13 protein-coding genes are annotated in these 13,923 nt (G+C 35.4%); 6 read left to right on the top strand and 7 right to left on the bottom strand.

Going from position 1 to position 13,923, the window contains the following annotated elements:
* Window positions 1-9 precede the first annotated feature (9 nt).
* Window positions 10-2,265: an ATP-binding cassette domain-containing protein gene (locus tag DYE31_RS00365; protein ID WP_015901640.1), complete on the top strand. Its 2,256-nt coding sequence runs from the start codon at window positions 10-12 to the stop codon at window positions 2,263-2,265.
* 44 nt (window positions 2,266-2,309) lie between these two features.
* On the opposite strand, the gene DYE31_RS00370 is transcribed toward DYE31_RS00365, so the two are convergent.
* Window positions 2,310-2,930: a LysE family translocator gene (locus DYE31_RS00370; RefSeq protein ID WP_015901639.1), complete on the bottom strand. Its 621-nt coding sequence runs from the start codon at window positions 2,928-2,930 to the stop codon at window positions 2,310-2,312.
* 241 nt (window positions 2,931-3,171) lie between these two features.
* Between DYE31_RS00370 and DYE31_RS00375 the strand changes: the two genes are divergently transcribed.
* Window positions 3,172-3,759, top strand: coding sequence for a histidine phosphatase family protein (locus DYE31_RS00375; protein ID WP_015901638.1), 588 nt, complete (start codon window positions 3,172-3,174; stop codon window positions 3,757-3,759).
* A gap of 84 nt (window positions 3,760-3,843) precedes the next feature.
* On the opposite strand, the gene DYE31_RS00380 is transcribed toward DYE31_RS00375, so the two are convergent.
* Window positions 3,844-4,083 (bottom strand): DUF896 domain-containing protein, encoded by a 240-nt coding sequence (locus tag DYE31_RS00380; RefSeq protein ID WP_015901637.1) that lies wholly within the window; start codon window positions 4,081-4,083, stop codon window positions 3,844-3,846.
* Window positions 4,067-5,041 carry an LLM class oxidoreductase gene (locus tag DYE31_RS00385; RefSeq protein ID WP_015901636.1) on the bottom strand — a complete coding sequence of 325 codons (975 nt, stop codon included), beginning with the start codon at window positions 5,039-5,041 and terminating at the stop codon, window positions 4,067-4,069. The genes DYE31_RS00380 and DYE31_RS00385 overlap by 17 nt, the downstream gene beginning before the upstream one ends.
* 348 nt (window positions 5,042-5,389) lie before the next feature.
* Here DYE31_RS00385 and DYE31_RS00390 point away from each other — a divergent pair, with 348 nt between their 5' ends.
* From DYE31_RS00390 to DYE31_RS00400, 3 genes are all read left to right on the top strand, one after another.
* On the top strand, window positions 5,390-6,073 hold the full coding sequence (locus DYE31_RS00390; RefSeq protein ID WP_015901635.1) for a type 1 glutamine amidotransferase domain-containing protein: 684 nt from the start codon (window positions 5,390-5,392) through the stop codon (window positions 6,071-6,073).
* Window positions 6,074-6,393: 320 nt separating this feature from the next.
* On the top strand, window positions 6,394-8,757 hold the full coding sequence (gene lip / locus DYE31_RS12965) for a YSIRK-targeted triacylglycerol lipase (RefSeq protein WP_015901634.1): 2,364 nt from the start codon (window positions 6,394-6,396) through the stop codon (window positions 8,755-8,757).
* A 246-nt stretch (window positions 8,758-9,003) separates the two neighbouring features.
* Window positions 9,004-9,954 (top strand): CorA family divalent cation transporter, encoded by a 951-nt coding sequence (locus DYE31_RS00400; protein ID WP_015901633.1) that lies wholly within the window; start codon window positions 9,004-9,006, stop codon window positions 9,952-9,954.
* A 40-nt stretch (window positions 9,955-9,994) separates the two neighbouring features.
* Here DYE31_RS00400 and DYE31_RS00405 read toward each other — a convergent pair whose 3' ends face one another.
* From DYE31_RS00405 to DYE31_RS00415, 3 genes are all read right to left on the bottom strand, one after another.
* Window positions 9,995-10,411 carry a hypothetical protein gene (locus DYE31_RS00405; RefSeq protein WP_015901632.1) on the bottom strand — a complete coding sequence of 139 codons (417 nt, stop codon included), beginning with the start codon at window positions 10,409-10,411 and terminating at the stop codon, window positions 9,995-9,997.
* A gap of 125 nt (window positions 10,412-10,536) precedes the next feature.
* Window positions 10,537-11,265 (bottom strand): glucosamine-6-phosphate deaminase, encoded by a 729-nt coding sequence (gene nagB, locus DYE31_RS00410; protein WP_015901631.1) that lies wholly within the window; start codon window positions 11,263-11,265, stop codon window positions 10,537-10,539.
* Between the two features lie 22 nt (window positions 11,266-11,287).
* Window positions 11,288-11,977, bottom strand: a complete 690-nt coding sequence (locus DYE31_RS00415; RefSeq protein ID WP_268747920.1) for an N-acetylmannosamine-6-phosphate 2-epimerase — start codon at window positions 11,975-11,977, stop codon at window positions 11,288-11,290.
* Between the two features lie 150 nt (window positions 11,978-12,127).
* On the opposite strand from DYE31_RS00415, the gene DYE31_RS00420 reads away from it, so the two are divergent.
* Window positions 12,128-12,940, top strand: coding sequence for a MurR/RpiR family transcriptional regulator (locus DYE31_RS00420; RefSeq protein ID WP_115314344.1), 813 nt, complete (start codon window positions 12,128-12,130; stop codon window positions 12,938-12,940).
* 94 nt (window positions 12,941-13,034) lie between these two features.
* Here DYE31_RS00420 and DYE31_RS00425 read toward each other — a convergent pair whose 3' ends face one another.
* Window positions 13,035-13,901: an ROK family protein gene (locus DYE31_RS00425; RefSeq protein ID WP_015901628.1), complete on the bottom strand. Its 867-nt coding sequence runs from the start codon at window positions 13,899-13,901 to the stop codon at window positions 13,035-13,037.
* Between the last annotated feature and the right edge of the window lie 22 nt (window positions 13,902-13,923).

The raw sequence follows: 13,923 nt of genomic DNA on the forward strand, positions 1-13,923 counted from the left end.
GGAGAAACGATGAACTACATTAATATAAAAGACGCTTCGCAGAATAACTTAAAGCACATTGATATAGACATACCTAAACATTTGATTACAGTGTTTACAGGACGTTCTGGTTCAGGTAAATCTTCTTTAGTGTTTAATACCGTTGCGGCTGAATCCGAACGTCTTTTAAATGAAAGCTATTCTAGCTATATTCAGTTTCATTTAAATCAGCAACCTAAACCTAAGGTAGGAGAGATTAAAAATTTACCGGTTGCTATGACAATCAGTCAAAAGCGATTTAACGGGAATTCTCGTTCTACAGTAGGGACAGCTTCTGATATCTATGCTGCTGTCAGATTACTATGGTCAAGAATCGGTGAGCCTTTTGTCGGCTATTCGGATGTCTTTTCATTTAACAGTCCGAATGGGATGTGTGAGACATGTGAAGGACTAGGCTATATTGAAGATATCAATTTAGACGAACTGCTGGATTGGGACAAATCATTAAACGAAGGCGCAATAGATTTCCCTTCATTTGGGCCTGATAAAGAGCGCGGTAAAGCATATAGAGATAGCGGCTTGTTCGATAATGATAAAAAATTAAAAGATTATTCCAAAGAGGAACTAGATTTATTCTTATATCAAGAGCCGATGAAGTTGAAAAATCCTCCGGAAGAATGGCGTAAATCAGCAAAATATGTAGGATTAATACCAAGATTCAGCAGAATATTCTTAGGGGATAAAGAATTCAACAAAAAACGTTATGCTAAACACCTTAAACACGTGGTGACTAATAAGGTTTGTCCGACTTGTCATGGCCAACGGTTAAGTCAAAAAGTATTGAGTTGTAAAATCAATGGCAAGAATATCTCTGATTTTACGCAAATGACAATTAAAGAAAATTTGGAATTTCTAGATCAATTAGAGAATCCGACTGCTCAATATATTATTGGACCACTACGTGAACAGTTAGAAGCATTGGATTATATTGGTTTAAGCTATTTGACGTTGAATCGTGTCACAACAACACTTTCAGGCGGGGAAGCACAACGTCTTAAATTGATACGTCATTTGAACAGCCCATTATCTGATTTGGTTTATATTATTGATGAGCCGAGTGTCGGTCTGCATCCTGAAGATATTTCGAAAATAGATGAAATCCTTCAGTCTTTAAAAGAAAAAGGGAATACGGTATTGATTGTAGAACATGACCCAGATGTGATTAAAGATGGAGACCACATTATCGACATGGGTCCAGGTTCGGGTAAAGATGGCGGCAAAATTACTTTTCAAGGCACATATCAAGAATTACTAGAATCTGATACTTCTACTGGTAAAGCGCTGCGCCAAAAACATCATTTGAAAGACAAAGTGCGCCAACCTGATGGTTTTTATCATATTGGACCGGTTACACAGAATAATTTAGAAGAAGTTTCGGCAGATATCCCTAAAGAAGTCTTAACTGTCATCACAGGTGTTGCAGGTTCCGGTAAAAGTACATTAATCAAAGCAGGTTTTGAAGATGAAGATAATGTGATTATTATGGACCAAAAAGCAATACAAGGTTCAAGTCGTTCTAACTTGTTAACTTATTTAGATGTATTTGATAGTGTGAGAAACTTTTTCCATAAACAGACTGGATTAAGCAAAGCCATGTTTAGTTACAATTCAAAAGGGGCTTGTCCGAATTGCGGAGGTAAAGGTTATATCAAGACAGAGCTTGCCTTTATGGGAGACTTTTCTCAAACATGCGAAGTTTGTCATGGTAAACGTTATAGACCTGAAGTATTAGAAGCGACTGTTGACGGTTATTCAATCGCGGATGTGCTTGATTTAACGGTTGATGAAGGTATTGAATTCTTTGATGAGCAAAGTGATGTTAAGTCTAAATTGGAAGCATTAAGTAAAACTGGATTAACGTATATGACGCTTGGACAACCATTATCTACATTATCCGGCGGAGAGATGCAGCGTGTGAAATTAGCACAGCATTTAGATGAACAAGTGCAAGATAGTGTGTTTATCTTTGATGAACCTACAACAGGTTTGCATGAAGCGGATATTCCGGTATTGATGAAGTGTTTTGATGATTTGATGAGTCGCAATAATACGGTCATCTTAATTGAACACAATTTATCTATTATGTGTGAAGCGGATTGGATTATAGATGTAGGTCCAGGTCCTGGACTAGATGGCGGGAAAGTCTTGTTTAGCGGAACTCCTAAAGACTTCATTAAGGAAGAAGATACATTGACTTCAAAACATTTGAAAAGATATATACAATAAAGCGAAACGCTGAATGGATGAATTTCCCATTCAGCGTTTTTGTTTTACTGTTTGAAGTTTAAAATACTAACTGCTAAACCGATAAGGATTACACCTACAATGTAATCGAAGACAGTTCTGAAAACAGGTTGATTAAATAATTTTTTAATGTGAGTAAACATAAAACTGCACAATGCAAACCATAAGAAAACAATACATATAAATAAAGAAGATAAAGCAATGATCTTAAGTGATCCTTCGTCTCTGCTTACAAATTGAGGAAGAATAGAAATATAAAAAAGGATTGCTTTAGGGTTAAGTATAGTGCTCATAAACCCTTGTCTGTAAGACTTGAATAAACTGATGTTTCTAATTTGGTAATCTTCAGCAGCAATCGGAGCAGGTTTGCGCGCATTCAAAATAGTTTTTAAGCCTAAATAAGCAATGTACAAAGCACCTAAAAATTTAATAGCGGTAAATACGTAATAGGAACTTGTTAAAATGAAAATCAAACCTAGTGCCGCAATCGAAGAATAAACCACATGACCACTGGATATTCCAAGTGCAGCCATGACACCATTCTTAGTACTTCCTTTCATTGTATTGTTTGCGACAATGAAAAAGTCAGGACCAGGAATAATAATAATTAATAAAGAGACGAGTAAATAACTGATGATATTATCCAAAACCTGACACTCCTTTGCTCAATTGAAATACTAAATAATTTTAAAGTTATTATTTGTGAGTAGATAATTAATTTAGTTTAGCACTTTTGATATTTTCTGTATATAGGTATAAGGTTTATAAAGATAAATGAGGATTATATGGAAAATAGGGTATGATAAAGCGAGGCAATATTATTCAATAATTAGTAAATATAGATAACAGCTGATAGTGAAAATTCAAGGAATTAAGGGAGCTAACATCATGACAAAAACTTTGTATTTAATCCGACATGGCCAGACACTATTCAACCAAAAGAAACAAATACAAGGAGCATCAGATTCACCTTTAACAGAATTAGGAAAATCACAAGCAGAAAAAACAAAACGTTATTTGGATCACTTGAAATTGAGTAATTATGAATTATTTTCTTCAACACAAGAACGTGCTTCAGATACATTAGAAATTCTATTTCCAAATGAAGCATATACGAGAGTAAAAGGCATTAAAGAATGGCATTTTGGCATGTTTGAAGGAGAATCAGAACTGCTTAACCCACCTCGTGAAAAGGGTGTGGCTTTATTTGGAAAGTTTTTTGCGGATTATGGTGGCGAAACGGCAGAAGAAGTTCAAGCTAGATCAACAGACGCTTTGACTAATATGCTGAAGCATTCAGATAATCAAAACGTTATTGCTGTTAGTCATGGCGGTATTCTATTTATGTTTGCATTGAAATGGTTGCCGATTGAAGAGGTTAAAAAAATTAATTTTGGCAATTGCTGTATCTTAAAGTTTGAATATGAAGCTGACGAGTTTAGGTTTATAGAAAGTATCAATCCTATAGTAAATTAAACAAAAATAAGGCTAGGTAACTCCTCATTGGAATTACCTAGCCTTTTACAATATGGTTTTGCTATTCATCTATATTTTTAGTTATTATTCAGGTTTTAAATCTAAAGTACCCATTTCTTCGCGTAGGTTGTAAATTTTATCTGGTGTTACGTCTTCACCAAGTGGGTCTACAACTTTCAATGTTGAGAATGTGCTTACAACTTGTCCGCGAATCATTTTAAGGTATTCTTGTCTCAATTCATGTTGTTCTTGTTTTTCAGATGTGCTAAGTACCATTTCTTTTTCTTTATTTGCAAGTTCATTAATTCTATCTAATAATTTCATAATCAATTTGTTCCTCCTTAGTTATGTTTGGTGGGAAATGTGGAATCACATAATCACCCAATTCTTTCATTAAATCTTGGTACGTTCTTTCGTGCGTTAATAAGTGCAACATAATATGGTTTGTACCAATTCGTTCATAAGACTTTAATACATTAATCAATGTATTTCTGCCTAATCTATAGCCGCCCTTAACGGGTTTGATTTTTTCATTCGGATCTTTTGATAAGTCAATAACAAGCGGATGCATAAAAGGTTTGAATTCATCGTTGTCGTGCCACTCTTGTAACAGTGCTTTTTGTTGTTGGAAACCTTGTGGATAAAACATCCAGCCATCCATATTCTCTTTAATCCATTTCATGTCTTGTTTAGCATATCCTGTCGCAAAAAGCGGGATATGGTTGTTTTTTGGTAATATCTGCAGACCAGAATCCTCGTATAACTCAAAGATAGAGTTAGAAATTTGAGGTGAGTGGTCTTGCCATAGTGCTTTCAATGAATCAACGGTTTCTCTGAATCGTAAAGATAACGTCTCAGGTTCGACTTTGAATGCTGGAAACTCAAATTTACGGTCTCCAGTCGCAAGCCCCATTAATAATCGCTCTCCCGATATCAAGTCTAGAGTCGCAGCTGCTTTAGCTGTATGAATTGGATGACGTAATGTCGCAACAATACTAGATGTTCCGAGAGCAATTTTACTAGTTTGAGCACTGAGGTAAGTTAAAAATACAAACGGATCGTAGTTTGTCGTTACATTACCTAAATGAGGACTATAAAGCGGGTTGTCCCGTACAAATAGGCTCGTAAATCCAAGTTCTTCAGCATACTGCGCCAATTGTGCTTGTTGTTCAAACGACAATGCGATATTTTCAGAGTTGTCAAAAGGAATGGTTAAACCTAAAGTTAAATGATCCTTTTGAAAAGTCCGTTTGAAACCATTGTGTTGATTGATTGTTGTCACGTCTATCCCTCCTAACTTGAATGATTAGACAATTTTTGATTGCATTAATCAAGTTGTCTACAAGTATTCTATAGCGTTTATGTAACTAACGCAAACCTTGTGCTCACGCGGTTTATCGTTTTAGTCAAAAAAGGTCAAAAACGTTGATATGACGCGGTTTTAAATAAAAAAACAAATATAAATGAAGCGATTTTTTCACACCTCACTATAAAAAAATAAGTATTATACCTCGATTGTTCACTGAAATAATTTTAGAAAAAATAATAAGTCTTAAGCAGATGATTTTCCTTCAACTATGGTTTAAGTGTTAGAGTTACGTGTATAAATAACTGGAGAGGTGAAGCTGAAATGAAAAAAATTCTAGTAGCAGTCACAAATGTATCGAAATATCCAGATTTAGAACGTCCAACAGGTGCATGGTTAGGAGAAGTCGTACACTTTGCAGATGAATTCTATAAAGCAGGTTATGAAATCGATTATGTAAGTCCAGAAGGTGGATTTGTACCTATTGATCCTGCAAGCTTGCAAGAAGACTTTATGACTGATGTAGATTGGAAATATTATACAGATCATAAATTCATGACAAAATTGAATCAATCATATAAACCTGAAGAATTGAACGCTGACGATTATGAAGTGATTTATTATGCAGGTGGCCACGGTGTAATGTGGGACTTTGCGAAAGATAAAGGTTTAATAGACTTAGCAGAAAAAATCTATTCTGATAATGGTTATGTGACAGGTGTATGCCACGGGCCAGCAGGTTTATTGAATATTAAAAACGAAGGACAGAACTTAATTAAAGGTAAAAAAGTTGCTGGTTTTTCTAACAGTGAAGAATCACAAATGGGTGTTGGAGACAACTTGCCATATCTTTTAGAGGATGCTTTAAAAGATAAAGGCGGAGAATATGAAAAAGGTGACGACTGGACATCATTCGTAGTCGCAGATGGTCGCTTGATTACAGGACAAAATCCGCAATCAGCACAACAAGTTGCTTTAGATACACTGAAAGCACTTGGTCATAAATAAATTGTGTTAAGTCAAAGGTTGAAACTAATCTCAATATGAGATTTGGTTTCAACCTTTTTTAATATTTAACGTACTTTTAATTCGATTTTATAACGATACATATAAAGAGCTTGAAATTGATGAGAGCCATCAGTATTGATTCATTTTAGATTGGACAAATTCAGAGAATATTATACATCTTATCTTTATATGCAAATTCGATATTATTAACAAATAACTTAAACACATTTAATTTAGTATTAATACACGTTAATTAGAATAAGAATATCTTATGTTAAATGAGGTATAACTTAAGAAATCATAAAATGAGGTGTATTAATTTGGAGAAGAGAGAAAACAAATACAGCATTCGTAAGTTTGCAATTGGAACGTCATCTATTTTAGTAGCTTCTTTATTTTTTATCGGAAGCGGAGGTGCAGATGCAGCTGAAGCATCACCTGAAAAACAATCAGATGCTGCACAAGTTCAAGAGTCTGTAGACACAACGCAATTACCTGATAAACAGTCTGAAAGTCAGCAGCAAGCAACTCAAAATCAAACAGAAACACTTCTATCTTCAGAATCTGTTGAACAACCAGAACAACCAGAAATTGAGCGGCCTTCTGAACAACCAAATTTACATAAGGACACAGTAAATCCGGATAAATCATCTGAAGAAGCAAATACTAATCAACCAGCACCATCCGCGCAACCTCAACCAGTATCCTCACAAAAAGAACAATCGGAAAGTACAAATAAAAATGAAGTATCACAAACTGACCAGCATCAAACACAAACAGATATTCAAAATGATATTAACAATCAAACAAGCAGCACATCAGATAACACAAGTGAGCAGCCAAAAGAAACAAGCGAAACAGAGAAAACGCCTGCTGCGTTGAAACAAACACCAGAGAAAGAAGATGCGAAAGCACAAAGCAATGCAGCTACAGAACAAGCATCTCAGACAACTTCAAACAAAGATTCTCAATATCCTATTGAAAAAATAACAGAAGATACATTAAAGCATGTTCAAAATGAAAATAAAGCCAACAAGACTAATGATGTTTCTAAGCAAGCATTTCCTAATAAGAAAACTGAACCGCCAGTAAGTAAAAATGAAACAGCGCATAATCCTAAAAAAGTAGGAACAGATGCCCAAACTGATTTAAGTGGTGTTGTTCATAATGTAAAACAAAATGTAGAACAAGTATTTCCTAAAAATGAAAACCATTCAAATGAACAAAGCGAACAACCAGATTACAACACAGAAACTGCTATAAAACAGCCGACACAATCAATTACAGAACAAGCACAACCGCCTGAACCCCAATCAGCACCAAAATCAACATCTTCAAATCAAGATAATAATTTTGTTTTGAAGCAAACATCTAATCAAAACGAACCTAATACAAAACAACCTGAAGACAATAAGAAAAACGACAATCAAAAAGGTATTGAAGTATTGAAAAGCAATGCTGCAGCAACAACGAATAATAAGAATACTGTAGCAAACGCTAAACCTGTTACTGATCAAACGAACAAACAAGCTGCTCAAAAGCAGTATAAAAATCAAGACCCCATTATTCTAGTTCATGGTTTTAATGGTTTAGTAGGCGAAACAGCTGGACCTACAAGCGGCAATTATTGGGGCGGAGACCGTACAGATTTGCAGAAGGATTTAGAAAATAATGGCTATAACGTTTATGAAGCTAGTATCGGAGCTTATGGCAGCAACTATGATCGTGCTGTTGAACTTTATTATTATATTAAAGGCGGTACGGTTGATTATGGTGCAGCTCATGCTGAAAAGTATGGTCATGAGCGTTACGGCAAGACATACGAAGGTGTATATCCTGAATGGCAGCCAGGTCAAAAAGTACATTTAGTCGGGCATAGTATGGGCGGACAAACAATTCGTCAATTAGAGGAATTTCTACGTAACGGTAATCAAGAAGAAATCGATTATCAAAAAGCACATGGCGGTACAATTTCACCATTATTCCAAGGCAATCATGATAATATGATTTCTTCAATTACGACAGTTGCATCTCCGCATAATGGCACACATGCAGCTGATGTCGGTAATGAAGCTTTTATACGCCAAGTACTGTACGACAACATGAAATTACAAGGTAATAAATATTCACAAGTAGACTACGGGCTGGCTCAATGGGGCTTCAAACAAGGTAAAAATGAATCGTATCCAGATTATGTTGAACGTATAAAGAAACAAAGTAAACTTTGGACAACTACGGATAACGCAATATATGATTTATCGCGAAAAGGTGCAAATGAACTGAATGAACGCACATCATTAAATCCGAATATCGTATACAAATCTTATACAGGGGAATCTACACGACCAGGACTGAATGGCAGACAGCGCTCAGATATTCATATGGCTGCTTCTAAACGTCTAACTGGTAATGTTATTGGTAAAGCTGATGAGAAAGAATGGCGCGAAAATGATGGCTTGGTTTCTACAATTTCAGCACAACACCCATTCGGACAAAACGCTACACCTGCAACAGATGAAGTACAAAAAGGTGTATGGCAAGTTTCCCCAATCCAACATGATTGGGATCATGGAGATTTCGTTGGCACTGATGCGACAGAAGCGCAAATTAAAACAGAAGATTTAAGACAATTTTGGTTAGGCATCGCAGAAGATGCAGTAAAAAGCGAAGCAGTAACAGATTAAACTTTTAAAAATTGATGGGAGGAAGAAATATGACTGGTACACCGCAAGAATTATGGGACTCATTTTGGAGAGTCGTCAAAGTTTTATTTTCATAATGAAAATGTGGAAATTTAATAGTTTAATGGTTTTGCAAAAGACGAAGTCTCGAATTGCTTGAGGCTTCTCTTTTTAATTTTCATGAGTTTTTAGATAGGGATAGAGTGGTAATTAATATGTAAAAGCAACACATGAAAAGGCGTGAATATAATGACTTTAACTTGTATGTATCAAGATAAGAACCAAAATATTGTCACCACCAGTCACCTTGATGATGTACCGAAAGATAGCAACTTTATATGGTATGACTGTATTAAACCTACAAAAGAAGAACGTGATTATCTTCAAAATGATTTGAATTTAAATCAAGATGAAGTTGCTTCATCCATTTATACATTAGGTCATCCTGATATCTATCACAATAGAGAAGAAGATATTAAGCATATTGTGGTGCACACGTTAGATACAAAAGACTTCTCAGCACGCCCTTTAAATATTACGATAACGGAAAATAGTTTAGTGACGATTCACGAATCTAAGATTTCTATCGTGGATTACTTACAAGAGCACGTCAAAAAGGGCGATGTTAAACCTGATGCAGAGATTATTACCTTAAAATTATTGCATGAAATCATTAAGTCTTATTTCACGTATGTTGATGAGATTGAAGAAGAAGTGTTCAACTTAGAATATCAAAATGTCGACTCTGATCGAAATAAGAAAATGATGCGGGAAGTCTATAACATACGTGCAGAAATTATTAAATTGAAACGTGTGATTCTTCCGATGGAACAACTGGCAGAAACCATCCAGACTTCAAGTCATTTTGTGGGAGATCAGCAGAAGAAGCGGATGATACACCGTATATTGAATCAATTGAAACATCAAACTGCTACATTGAAAGCATGTGAAGAATTGACCGATGAGATTAAAGATAATAATCAATCTTATCATTCAGGCCGAATTAATAGTGTGATTAATGTTTTAACAATACTTTCATCTATATTTTTCCCGTTAACACTACTTACAGGCTGGTTTGGTATGAACTTTACTAATATGCCGGAATTACATTGGAAATATAGTTATTTCGTCTTTATTGGTGTAATGGCATTATTATCTATTGCTTTAATCGTTTTATTCAAAAAGAAAAGATGGTTCTGACAGCAAAAAAGCGCATCCGCATGGGTGCGCTTTTGTTATATTATTGCTGTACAGATGGATCTGAATTTGCTTCAGTTCCAGGTGCGTTTATTTCTTGTTGTGCAGCATATCCAGAGTTATCTTCAGTATTGCTTTCAACCGAAGCATCTAGTGTATTTGCATTACTTTCAGTACCTTGAGCATCATAAGTATTTCCATCAGGTAATATTGTTTGATTGTTGTAGTCAGTACCATAGTTTTGATTAGTAGGTATGCTTGCTTCTGTTTCAGCATTTTGATTATTTTCATTAGTATCTTTATGACTTTTATCTTTTTTGGACTCTTTTTTAGAGTCTTTCTTTTCTGATACGTCTTTTTGGTCTTTTTGATGTGTATCGGCTGTAAATGCTAGATATCCTGTAAAACACATGCCTATGAGTAAGAAAAGAAAAATAAAGATGCTTAAAATCTTTTTCAATTTGATATCCCCCGTTTTTTATCTATAGGTTAATTTTAAATGATTTTAGGCATCTTTACTATAATAATTTTAATAGTTGCTAACAATAAAAAATAAAGTGTAAAAACTGTGTGTTAGCCTAGTTTTTAAAGCGCTTTGTAAATTGTTTCATCTACAATGATTTCGACATTCGGGTGATTATGCAAGATAGAAGCGGGAAGATCTTCAGAAACATTTCCAGCTGCTAGGCGCTGAATCGCATCAATCTTTTTCTCTCCGAAAGCAAGTAAAATAATGCGTTTCGCGCGCATAATAGAAGATAGTCCCATTGAAATAGCTTGTTTTGGTACTTCATCTTCAGTTTCAAAGTGAACACTGTTGGCATGCAATGTAGAAGGCGTTAAATCCACAATACGTGTAACACTATCGAAAGGAGTGCCAGGTTCATTGAAACCAATGTGTCCATTTTCGCCGATACCGAGAATTTGAATATCAGGTTTGCCGATATCTTGCAGTAATTTTTCGTAGTGTTCACCTTCATGCTCCATGTCATCTGCTATACCATTAGGAATATGAATGTTATTTTGATTCCAGCCTTCATATTGTTGGAACAAACGTTCATGCATATAAGTATGATAACTTTGTGTATGCTCTGCATTAAGCCCCACATATTCATCTAAATTAAATGTACGTACCTGGCTAACATCTACTTTGTTAACGTTTAATAGGTTAGACAGTTGAGGATAAAGATCGACCATTGTAGAACCTGTCGCTAAACCGAAAATCGCATCGGGTTTTGTCTTTATTGTTTTTAGCATTTCTATTGCTGTATAAATACTTGCTGTGCTTTTGTCCTTTAAATTATAAATTTCCATGTTTCTCATTCTCCCAACTTGCTTATGACTGATCTTTTGCTGCTTGAACAAAGCGTTCTGTGATTTGTTTTGGACGTGTGATTGCGCCTCCTACTACTGTGCAATATACACCGAGATTACTGACAGTTTGATACATCTCAGGTGTAATGACATTCCCTTCAGCAATAACTTTAGCATTTACTTTGTCTAATACTTCTTTTAAAAACGCAAAATCATCTTCAAAAAGAATATGTCCTTTAGTATAAGAGGTATAACCGCGAAGTGTTGTGCCGACATAATCAAAACCTAGTTTATCTGCATTGACTGCTTCTTCGACTGTAGAAATATCTGCCATAATCTCTACATTAGGTGCATGTTTACGAATGTAAGTTACTAATTCTTCCAGTGTCTCTTTCGGACGTTTTTGTTTCGTAGCGTCTAATGCGATGACTTCACAACCACTTTCAATTAATTCATCGACTTCTTTAGAAGTAGCAGTAATGAATACATCCGAACCTTCGTAATCTCGTTTGACGATACCGATGACAGGTAAAGGGACTTCTGTTTTGATTGCTTCGATATCTTCTTTTGTATTAGCACGAATACCAACTGCTCCACCCTCATAAGCAGCAAGTGCTAATTTCGACATTATAAATGATGAATGCAATGGTTCATCAGGCAATGCTTGGCATGAAACTATCAATCCTTGTGGTAACATAACAACACGCTCCATCTCTCTAATGTTTTTGTAAATTAAGTAGGCTAGTTTCCTTTATCATCCTTATCATAGCACCAAGAAAATTTTAATCAATTATAAATAACGAATTGAAAAAAATTTTCATATATATTAAAGTTAACCTAAGGAAATAAGGGGGATAAAACTGTGAAATTTGAAAACCGTGTTCAGCAAAATCGGCATTTACTGACTAAAATGGATAAGAAAATCGTAGAATTTGTGCAGACGCATGAATTAGATGACAGTTTTTCTACTATCAATTCACTCGCACATGCGATAGGTACTTCACCAGCTACGATTACACGTTTCAGCAATAAGTTGGGCTATGCGAATTTCCAAGATATGAAATTCAATCTGCAACATGAAAAATCAGAAAAAGTTGTAGAAAACGCACCACTTGTCCAGCAAATCCATCGCTATCATCAAAGTATTATTCAACAGACTGGAGAGTTTATTTCAGAAGAAAAGATTAAGCGTTTTGCGCACTATTTGAAAACAAGCCGCCAAGTGAGTTATGCAGGGTTAGGAAGTTCAGGATTAACAGCGAGTGAATTTTACCACCGGACATTACGTATGGGTGTTAAAGGGATGGTTTCTACAGATGCACACCAAATGAAAATATCAGCATCATTGCTTTCTTCTAAAGATATGTTTGTCGCAATCTCTAATAGCGGGGAAACCACTGAACTAGCTGAAGCTGCACAAATCGCCCACAATCAAGGCGCTTATGTCGCAGTCATTACCAACTATGAAGGAAGTACGATTACAAAACATGCTGATCTTGTTTTGATTACCAGTGATCAATCCCGCATCCATGATACACGTTTTATTAATACTCAAATTGCGACTACGTTTTTAATGGATATTGTGTGTTACTTGCTGTTAAATAATGACTATATGCATAAGAGTTATCAACATACGCGTCAAACAATTTTAGGGAAGAAAGATTCTTTAGGGTAGTCTGACGTTTGTCTGCAGTAAGACTGAAGGGTATGTTAAAAACCGCCCCACATCAATGTTTTAATGTAATTCGACATTGAGTGGAACGGTTTTTTTATTTTACTGAAACTGCACCAAAAAGTGCGGCATTGTTTTCAGTTTGAGTAGTTTGCAGACGTGCGACGCCATAATCAGGAGGTAAGAAATCATGGATTTTAGGCTCAATATATTTTAATAATATTTCACCTTGTGCAGAAATTCCGCCCCCGATTAAAATGAGTCCAGGATCATACATAATTTGAATTTGAGCAATCCCCTCAGCAACATAAGCAGCCCACTGATTTAAAATTGCTTTTGCTTGTGTATGGCCTTCTTCTGCTAATTCAAATAGTTTAGGAACTTCTGTTTCAAATTCAAAACCATGCTTCAGCATTAAACTTTTCAAGGCAGAAGTAGAAGCACGTTTTTCAAATGTCTTATCATCTTCAGCACGATAGAGCAGGTAGCCAATTTCATTTGCACGATGGCGTTCCCCTGGATATAAACCAATATCACGATTATAAAATGCACCACCGATACCAGTACCGAGTGTTAAACAGAAGATATTTTCCTCGTCATAATGATGGAAAGCAAGTTCACCTAATAGGGCTGCATCCACATCATTATACATTTTGATATGGTTTGATAAATCGCTTAAAGCACGATAAAAATTGGTGCCATCAAAGTTTTGGATTGTTGGACCAGTATAAACAATTTCTCCATGTTTTGAATCAACTACACCTGCACTGGAAATACCAATAAATGGTGATGTCAGCTCATGTTGCTGTATATAATTAGCAATTAAGCGGTGCACTTCATCTACAATAAGTACTTCTATATTGTCAGGTGTCGGTATTTTCACATATTCTATGATATTTAAATCATCATCTAATACGGCAGCTTTAATATTCGTACCGCCGATGTCTACTGCAATGCTATACATACTGCATTCCTCCTATATTTAT

It is taken from the genome of Staphylococcus carnosus, assembly GCF_900458435.1.
Classification (GTDB): Bacteria; Bacillota; Bacilli; order Staphylococcales; family Staphylococcaceae; genus Staphylococcus; species Staphylococcus carnosus.